This is a genomic window from Aquaspirillum serpens DSM 68, assembly GCF_000420525.1.
GTDB lineage: Bacteria > Pseudomonadota > Gammaproteobacteria > Burkholderiales > Aquaspirillaceae > Aquaspirillum > Aquaspirillum serpens.
The window spans coordinates 1-8,457 of sequence record NZ_ATVC01000083.1 but is presented as its reverse complement, the minus strand read 5'-3'; the positions used below and the strand labels follow the sequence as shown (position 1 = coordinate 8,457).

The 8,457-nt window shown below is 52.2% G+C and carries 7 protein-coding genes and 1 riboswitch; of the genes, 3 read left to right on the top strand and 4 right to left on the bottom strand.

Annotation, left to right across the window (positions count from 1 at the left end; all coding sequences use genetic code 11):
* The coding region (locus G465_RS16275) for a zinc ribbon domain-containing protein (protein ID WP_155846563.1) at nucleotides 1-236 on the top strand (236 nt) is incomplete at its 5' end.
* A gap of 89 nt (nucleotides 237-325) precedes the next feature.
* Here the strand turns inward: G465_RS16275 and cysN are convergent.
* The 4 genes from cysN to G465_RS0112035 are packed head-to-tail and all read right to left on the bottom strand — an operon-like array spanning nucleotide 326 to nucleotide 5,051.
* Nucleotides 326-1,747: a sulfate adenylyltransferase subunit CysN gene (cysN, locus tag G465_RS0112050; RefSeq protein WP_022654702.1), complete on the bottom strand. Its 1,422-nt coding sequence runs from the start codon at nucleotides 1,745-1,747 to the stop codon at nucleotides 326-328.
* Nucleotides 1,747-2,700, bottom strand: coding sequence for a sulfate adenylyltransferase subunit CysD (gene cysD, locus G465_RS0112045; protein ID WP_081642778.1), 954 nt, complete (start codon nucleotides 2,698-2,700; stop codon nucleotides 1,747-1,749). The genes cysN and cysD overlap by 1 nt, the downstream gene beginning before the upstream one ends.
* A gap of 57 nt (nucleotides 2,701-2,757) precedes the next feature.
* On the bottom strand, nucleotides 2,758-4,590 hold the full coding sequence (locus G465_RS0112040; RefSeq protein ID WP_022654700.1) for a sensor histidine kinase: 1,833 nt from the start codon (nucleotides 4,588-4,590) through the stop codon (nucleotides 2,758-2,760).
* Between the two features lie 11 nt (nucleotides 4,591-4,601).
* Entirely contained in the window at nucleotides 4,602-5,051 is a 450-nt protein-coding gene (locus tag G465_RS0112035) for an OsmC family protein (RefSeq protein ID WP_022654699.1), read from the bottom strand.
* A 65-nt stretch (nucleotides 5,052-5,116) separates the two neighbouring features.
* Nucleotides 5,117-5,322, top strand: a riboswitch (cobalamin riboswitch).
* Between the two features lie 118 nt (nucleotides 5,323-5,440).
* On the opposite strand from G465_RS0112035, the gene G465_RS0112030 reads away from it, so the two are divergent.
* Both G465_RS0112030 and G465_RS0112025 read left to right on the top strand, forming a co-directional pair.
* The gene (locus tag G465_RS0112030; protein WP_155846562.1) at nucleotides 5,441-7,330 is read left to right on the top strand and encodes a TonB-dependent receptor domain-containing protein; all 1,890 of its coding nucleotides are present in this window, start codon (nucleotides 5,441-5,443) and stop codon (nucleotides 7,328-7,330) included.
* Nucleotides 7,330-8,199 carry a cobalamin-binding protein gene (locus tag G465_RS0112025; protein WP_022654697.1) on the top strand — a complete coding sequence of 290 codons (870 nt, stop codon included), beginning with the start codon at nucleotides 7,330-7,332 and terminating at the stop codon, nucleotides 8,197-8,199. The genes G465_RS0112030 and G465_RS0112025 overlap by 1 nt, the downstream gene beginning before the upstream one ends.
* The last annotated feature ends 258 nt before the right edge of the window (nucleotides 8,200-8,457 follow it).

The following is an 8,457-nucleotide window of genomic DNA, read 5'->3' as shown; positions in this document are numbered from 1 at the left end:
AGAACACCAGCCGCACTTGTCCGTGCTGCGGTCACGTCAGCGCAGACAACCGGCAAACACAAGCCCGCTTTGTCTGTGTCGAGTGTAGTTTCGAGGAAAACGCCGATGTGGTCGGCGCGATCAATGTTCTAAGGGCGGGACACGCCCGGTTCGCCTGTGAAGTGAGCGGTGCAGCAATGCCGCCAGCAGCAGGAACCCACCGAAGCGACTCAGGTGCGGCTCAATGCCGTGTCTGAGCGCCGTAGGAATCTCCGGCCTTCAGGCCGGGGAGGATGTCAACTCGCTTTTTAAGCTTATTATTTTTCGCCTCCACCCTCACTGCATATCAAGACCACCAATGCGGAAAGTGTTTTTGCATCAGGGCTTTCAAGTCTTGCTCAAACGCAGGCCAATTCGTTGCATCCAATTCTTGATGCAAATGGGCTGCATCCACCAGCGGTTGACGAATCATCCCCGCGCCGATGGTGACATTGCTCAACCGATCAATCACCACAAAGCTACCGGTGGCTTGGCTGCGTTGGTATTCATCAAACGCTAAGGGGTTATCTAACTCCACCTCTACTCGTGCAATACCGTTTAATGGCAGTTGCTGGGCGGGGTGTTGTTCCAGTGTGTTGACATCAACTTGGTAATCAATGGCGCGAATACGGCCACCGCTAAAACTGGTCCCCAATTTGAAGTCGTAGCGTTTACCAAGCTCAAGGGCTTGGTCGTGCATCCACACCACATCGGCAGCAAAGGCGCGACCGATGTGAGCATCTTGTTCTGCTGCCACTAAGATATCACCACGAGAAATATCGACTTCTTCCTCTAGGGTGAGAGTAATCGCATCACCGGCGGTGGCTTGGGGCAATTCACCTTCCCAGGTCACGATGGCTTTCACCGTAGCCAGTTTGCCCGATGGCAAGACTTTGATTTTTTGGCCAGGGCGAATGGTACCGGCGGCGAGAGTGCCGCAATAGCCACGAAAATCGAGGTGTGGGCGGTTGACGTATTGCACAGGGAAACGGACATCGCTCAGATTGTCGTCACGGTCGATTTCGACTGTTTCTAAAATTTCTAATAACGGTAAACCTTGGTACCACTGCGTATGTTCACTGCGGCGGGCGACGTTATCGCCGGTTAAGGCGGACAGTGGAACAAAACGAATATCACGCACGCCAAGCTTATCTGCAAAGCTCAAATAGTCTTCAACAATTTGGTCAAAACGCTGTTGCGAGAATTCGACTAAGTCCATTTTGTTCACTGCGATCACAAAATGGCGGATGCCCAGCAAAGCACAGATAAAGCTGTGGCGGCGGGTTTGTACCTGTACCCCATAACGGGCATCAATCAGGATGATGGCAAGGCTGGCGGTCGAAGCGCCGGTTGCCATGTTGCGTGTGTATTGCTCATGGCCGGGGGTATCGGCAATGATAAATTTGCGGCGGTCGGTCGAAAAATAGCGGTAGGCAACATCAATCGTGATGCCTTGTTCACGTTCCGATTGCAGGCCATCGACCAACAAGGCTAAATCGGGCGCATCGCCGGTGGTGCCGTGCACGCGGCTATCACGGGTCACGGCGGCGAGTTGGTCTTCAAAAATCCCTTTGGTGTCGTACAACAACCGGCCAATCAGGGTTGATTTACCATCATCGACACTGCCACAGGTAATAAAACGCAATAGGTCTTTTTCTTCGTGACGGCGCAAATAGGCAATGATGTCCGATTGCAATAAGTCGGCGCTGGTATCAGTGGTGTGTGACATCAGAAATAGCCCTCGCGTTTTTTCTTTTCCATCGAACCGGCTTGATCGTGATCGATGGCGCGGCCAGACCGTTCGGAAGTGGTGGTCAATAACATTTCTTGGATGATCTCTGGTAGCGTGGCGGCTTCAGACTCCACCGCGCCAGTTAAGGGATAACAGCCCAACGTGCGGAACCGTACCGACTTCATTTCTGGGGTTTCGCCTTCATGCAGCGGCAGCCGTTCATCATCGACCATAATCAACATGCCATCGCGCTCCACCACCGGGCGAGGGGCGGACAGATAAAGCGGCACAATGGGGATATTTTCTAACCAGATATATTGCCAAATATCGAGTTCAGTCCAATTCGACAGTGGGAAGACGCGAATTGACTCACCACGGTTGACGCGACCGTTATATAAATTCCACAGTTCAGGGCGTTGGTTTTTCGGGTCCCAACGGTGAAAACGATCACGGAAAGAATAAACACGCTCTTTTGCCCGTGATTTTTCTTCATCACGTCGCGCCCCACCAAAAGCGGCATCAAAACCATATTTATCCAATGCCTGTTTCAGGGCATCGGTTTTCATAATGTCGGTGTATTTAGCACTGCCATGATCGAAAGGGTTGATATTGGCGGCCAGCCCTTCCTGATTGGTATGCACAATCAGCTCCATACCTGCTTCTTGTGCCATCCGATTACGGAAGGCAATCATCTCGCGGAATTTCCATGTGGTATCGACATGTAATAACGGGAATGGTGGTTTAGCTGGGGCAAAGGCTTTACGTGCTAGATGCAGCATGACCGAGGAGTCTTTACCAATGGAATACAACATCACTGGATTAGAAAACTCGGCAGCCACTTCACGGATGATGTGAATGGATTCGGCTTCGAGTTGTTTGAGATGGGTGCGACGGTGCGAGGACATGACAGCGATTTCTCCGCAAACGGAAATCAAAAGTGTTGCCAGCATACACCGCTATAAAGAACTGTTTTGGTATTTTTAGCTATATGTTATGACGAAAAAGCATTAAGTGTGTTCATCCGCTAACACCGGTAACGATAAGACAAATCGAGTCCCACCTTCGGCAGGATGTTCAACGGTGAGGCTGCCTTTCGCGGCGGCGGCTAGGCTGGCTGATAGCGTTAACCCCAAACCGAGACCGTGTTCACCGGGCTTAGTCGTAAAGAAGGGTTCAAACAAATGATGGCGCAGTTCTGGTGCAATACAGGGGCCGTTGTCTTGTACCGTCAGGCGATAACGGTCGAGCGCACATTCCCCCGCCAACCACAGTTGACGTTCACTTTGCTCTGCCATCGCATCGAGGGCATTGACCATTAAATTCACCAAAATTTGCTCGAGACGAGTTTGATCAATCGCCAGCCGCGCATTCGGACAATCGCGTTGTAAATGAACAGGCGTTCTTGCAAGGCGCGGATGCAACAAAAACAATGCCGCATCAATCGCCTGTTCCACTTCGGCCTCACCTTCATCACCCGACCGACGGGCAAAGGCACGCAAGCTGGCGGTGATACGCCCCATACGATCAACCAGTTCATTAATCGTATGTAAATTGGTGGTGGCGGTGTCGAGGGCACCCCGTTCTAAAAAGCGAATCGTGTTACCAGACAAGGTGCGCAAAGCGGCAAGAGGCTGATTCAGTTCATGGGCAATACTGGTGGACATTTGCCCAATCACCGCTAACTTACCCGCTTGCACCAGTTCATCTTGAGTACGCCGTAAATTATGTTCAGTTTGCCGCCGTTCATGAATTTCTTCACGTAAACGGGCATTGCTGGCGACTAAATCGGCAGTGCGTTCAGCAATTTTTCGTTCGAGTTCATTATTTGCTGCCTGCAATGCTTCGCGTGCCGCTAAGCGCGTGGCTAACACTTTACGCCGTTCATTCCACGCAATCATAAAAAAGGCAATAAAGGCAAACAACACGGCGGCTAACATGCCGTGACTGACCGCATTACGTTGCACTTCATCTAACGGCGACAACACGGTCAAGTCCCACGGCGTATCGCTGAGACGGCGGGTTTGTGCCAAATAGCTTACAGTATTGGTCTCACCTTGTTCTGCATCAGCACTGCGCTGCAAGGTTATACGCTCCACCCCGGGCCCGAGAGGAAGCCGCTCAACGGGATTGAGTTCGGTGAACGTCCACCAGTGGTATTGCAGGCTACGCACCAAGGCTTCGCGTTTTTCATCAGACAGTGGATACACCGCTTTCAGACGGCGCTTGGGGTCGCTGGATAAAATAATGATGCCGTTTTCATCAGTGACAAAAGCCTCCAGCCGTGCTTTTTGCCAGCGTGCTTCGAGCGCCTCTAAACGGATTTTCACCACCCCCACACCGATAATCCGACCTTGATGGCGCAGGCCATGAGCAAGGTAGTATCCCGGCTCACCGATGGTGCTGCCGATGCCATAAAAACGACCTTGTTTCCCTACCACCGCATCTTGGTAATAGGCGCGAAACGATAAATCTTCGCCTTGATAACTGTCGGCATCTTTCCAATTGCTGGTTGCCAACACCCGCCCTGTGAGGTCTAACACATAGGTTACACGGCTGCCGCTACGGGCATTGAGTCCTTGCAGGTACTGATTAACCTTGCGTTGTTGTTCGGTGGAGGGTTGTAGCAATAAATCACTGACCCCCGACTCCAATTCCAGCAAACTGGGCAGATAGGTATAGCGATTGATCTCGCTTTCGACTGCTCGAGCATGTAATTCAAGTTGGAGTTCACCGTTCTCGGTCAACGCCTGAATCCCGCTGCGCTCACTAATACGATAACCACCATAACCAAAGCCAAACATCAGCAAAATGATTAAGGCGGGCAAGATAATGTGGCGCAACAGGGGAAGCCTCACTTCAGTTGTGCTCTGGTGCTGTCAAACACGGCGATATCGACGGGAATCCCCTGCCGCACACTTTCTGACACCGTACAAAACCCCTCGAACTGGCTCAGGATACGGTCGAGGTGTTCCACTTCACTGCCAGCCACTGCCAGATGCAGTTGCACCCGAATCGCCAAAATTCGCAGGCGATTTTCTTCGTTGCGGCCAATGGTGGCTTCGGCTTCGGTGCGCAGCGGACCCGCTTGTTGTTTGTACTTGCCAAGGGCAAAGGTCAGACTGTCAGACAAACAATTCGCCACACCAGCAATCAATAATTGTGCCGGTGTTGGGCCATTTCCCTTGCCCAAGGGCGGTGGTTCATCTGCAATTAAAGCCGGTAAATGCTCGGCAAAATGAATTTGAAACTCAAAGCCTTCATTCTGTTGTAATTGAACGCGAACAACGTTATCACCTGACATACAGTTTCTCCTTAAAAAGACCAGCGCCGTCGATGCTAACACAGGCAAGCGGCACTTTTGACCGGTATAATCGCCGCCGTTCAGGTGCCTGCTATGTCAAAACGACATGAGCAGGTGAAACGGGAAGTCGGTGCAAAACCGACGCTGCCCCCGCAACGGTAAGGTTGGTCAATGATGACGCCGCCGCTTCATACCACTGTTTCAATCCGAAATGGGAAGGGAAGCGATGTGAGAACCAAGCCCGGAGACCGGCCTGAGCCCGTGTTGCTGTAACACGGTTTGCCACAGAGTTTCGCGGGGCGCGAAACGCGAGCCACTGCCTTAGGCAATGTATCTTGCTGATCGTCTTCGCACTCTTACGTTGTGATTTCACCAAAGAGTGTTTTTTTATGTTGAAAGCTGTTTCCTGTTTTACGCTGACCGCCTCGGTATTGGCGGTCTCTCATGCTTACGCCCAAACCCCACCGGCAGAAGACAATACACCGGCGTTAGAGGTGGTCGTTATTACCCCGACTCGTAGCGCCAGCCCACTGCACCAAGTGGTCAATGATGTGACGGTGATTGATGAAACCGCCTTGCGCCAAGCGGCAGGTCAAACCTTGCCCGAGATTTTGGCGCGACAAACTGGTGTGGTATTAACCAGCAATGGCGGCGCGGGTCAACCCACTAGCCTATTTTTGCGTGGGACAAACACCAACCAAACCGTAGTGTTAGTCGATGGCGTGCGTGTTGCCTCTGCAGTCACCGGCGGTTCCCCATTACATTTATTGCCACCCGAACAAATCGAACGGATTGAGATTGTGCGCGGCCCAGTCTCGGGGATTTATGGTGCAGATGCCATTGGCGGTGTGATTCAGATTTTCACCAAGCAGCATGGCAAAGGGTTGAGTGTCAGCGCCGGCTTAGGGTCCGATGGTCAACAGGTCTATCGTTTATCTGCTGCCGGCAATATTGGCGAACGCACCCGTTATGCTTTGACACTGGCACAACGTGAAACCGATGGTTTCTCCGCCACCACACGCAGCAACAGCTATAGCCATCACCCCGATGAAGATGGTAGCCGCAGTCAAAGCCTGTCGTTGGCGTTGCAGCATCAATTCGATGGTGGTCATGAAATTGGCCTGCGGGCGCTGCAAATTCATAGCAACACCCAATACGACGCCGCCACCGGCAACCAATTTGACGATCGCAACCACACCCGCCAATCCACACTCAGCACTTGGTTTACCAGCCGCTTCAGTGACGATTGGCAAGCGACTTTAACTTATGCCGATAGCCGCGATTGGTACGACAGCCGTTCACGTTCTCCCGACTGGGTACGCGGTGGCTTTGCGCTCAGTAACAATCAATTTGGTTCACATGACCAGCGGTGGACATGGCTGCATCAACTCACCTTAGGTCAGGCACAACTGAATGCTGGGGTGGAATATCTGACCCAAGAAGTAGAAGGAAACTCGCGCTTTACCGAAGAACAACGCCACGTCAAAAGTGCTTTTGCCAGCTATTTAGCAAACTATGATGCGTTAACGGTACAAGCCTCTTTGCGTCATGATGACAACTCACAATTTGGCGGCAAAACCACCGGCTCATTTGGGCTTGGCTATCGCTTGCATCCAGAATGGCGCGTGTTGGCGCAATATGGCACTGCCTACCGCGCACCGACTTTTGCCGATTTGTACCAAGATTTGCCAAGTGCCAGCTATCGCGGCAATCCAAACTTGCGTCCTGAACAGGCATATAACCGTGAGCTGGCACTGGAACACCGCAATGCCTACGGTCAAACTCGTTTGACTGGCTTTGATAAAAAAATCAAGGATTTGATTAGCTATGTTTCCGATCCGGTGACCTATCAAGGCACAATGGCGAATGTACGTCAGGCACGGATTAAAGGCGTCAGCTTAGATAGCCAATGGCAATTTGACCAATGGCAGCTGAAAGGTAATCTCAACTGGTTGCAGGCAAAAGATGCCGACAGCGACCGTTTCTTGCCGTATCGCCCACAGCGTTTTGCTGCGTTCAGTGTCGCACATCAGTTTGGTGACTTGTCGGTCGGTGCAGAATGGCGTGCGGTAGGCCATCGCTATAGTGCAGCAAACAATGCTGCACGCAGCCGCTTAGGGGGCTATGCGTTGGGCAGTGTGTTTGCCGAATATCGGATTAACCGTCAATGGTCGGTCAACGGTCGGGTAGATAATGTATTTGATCGCGAATACACCGATTATGTTGGCTATCAAACCGCCGGTCGTTCGGTGTTTGCTGCCGTTCAGTATCAACCTTAATGCGGACTTTATGGCTATGGCTGGCAGTATTCACTGCCAGCGTTGTCTCTGCCAACCCCATCACCGTGAAAGATGATGCCGGTGCTGTAGTGCGTTTATCACAACCGGCACAACGCATCATCAGCCTTGCCCCTCATGCGACAGAATTGCTGTTTGCCGCCGGAGCAGGGCCTAAGGTGGTGGCGGTCAGTGAGTGGAGCGATTTTCCGGCGGCGGCAACCAAGCTGCCGAAAGTCAGCAGCGTGAATGGCATCCAGTTTGAAAAAGTGTTGGCGCTGCGCCCCGATTTGGTGGTGTTATGGGGCAGTGGTCAGGGACAACGCGATGCAGAACGCTTGCGGCAGTTAGGCATATCGGTGTTTCTCAGCGAACCGCGTTCATTAGAGACGGTGGCGGACAGCCTATTACGCCTCGGCCAACTCGCTGGCACCACCCCACAAGCTCAACGAGCTGCGCAACAGTTTCAACAGCAGTGGCAACAACTACAACAGCGTTATGCCTCGGCACAACCCCGACTGTCGGTATTTGTGCAAATTTCTGCACGGCCTTTACTCACCATCGGCGGCAGACAATTTCTATCCGATTTGCTGCGTGGTTGTGGCGGACAGAATGTCTTTGCTGATGTCAGCTTAGATGCGTTTCCCGTCTTGCCGGAGCAAGTTTTGCGCCGTCAACCTAAAGTCATGCTCAGCTTGGGGGACAACACTACCGCGCTGCAACATTGGCAAAGCTGGCCTCAGCTACCAGCAATACAACAGCAACAACTCTACGCCCTCCCCGCCGACCCACTCAGCCGCCCCGGCCCACGCTTAGTCGAAGGGGCAAAAATGCTCTGCCATACCCTCGCCCAAGCGCGTAGTCGTTATTAGCTAACTAGTTAATTTGATAAGCGTCATGCTTCAACAAGGAAATAGAACGTGTATCTGCCCAAGCCCAAACAGATTGATTGATTTTCTGAATAAAATGCTTGTTGTTTACATCCCCCAAACAGCAATATCACGCTCACCGTATTGCCGTTTTAACTGCCAACAGCGTTCCTCCCACGACAGCTTATCGCGGCGGTCGAAGACAATCAGATAGGCTTCTTCTGCCCCAACCTGGTCGGCGTAGTCGGCGGTTTGTTGTAG

What these genes read in the sequence shown, in the direction of transcription:
- cysN (WP_022654702.1), bottom strand. Translation starts at nt 1,747, where the DNA reads ATGTCACACACCACTGATACCAGCGCCGACTTATTGCAATCGGACATC.
- cysD (WP_081642778.1), bottom strand. Translation starts at nt 2,700, where the DNA reads ATGCTGGCAACACTTTTGATTTCCGTTTGCGGAGAAATCGCTGTCATG.
- G465_RS0112035 (WP_022654699.1), bottom strand. Translation starts at nt 5,051, where the DNA reads ATGTCAGGTGATAACGTTGTTCGCGTTCAATTACAACAGAATGAAGGC.
- G465_RS0112030 (WP_155846562.1), top strand. Translation starts at nt 5,441, where the DNA reads ATGTTGAAAGCTGTTTCCTGTTTTACGCTGACCGCCTCGGTATTGGCG.
- G465_RS0112025 (WP_022654697.1), top strand. Translation starts at nt 7,330, where the DNA reads ATGCGGACTTTATGGCTATGGCTGGCAGTATTCACTGCCAGCGTTGTC.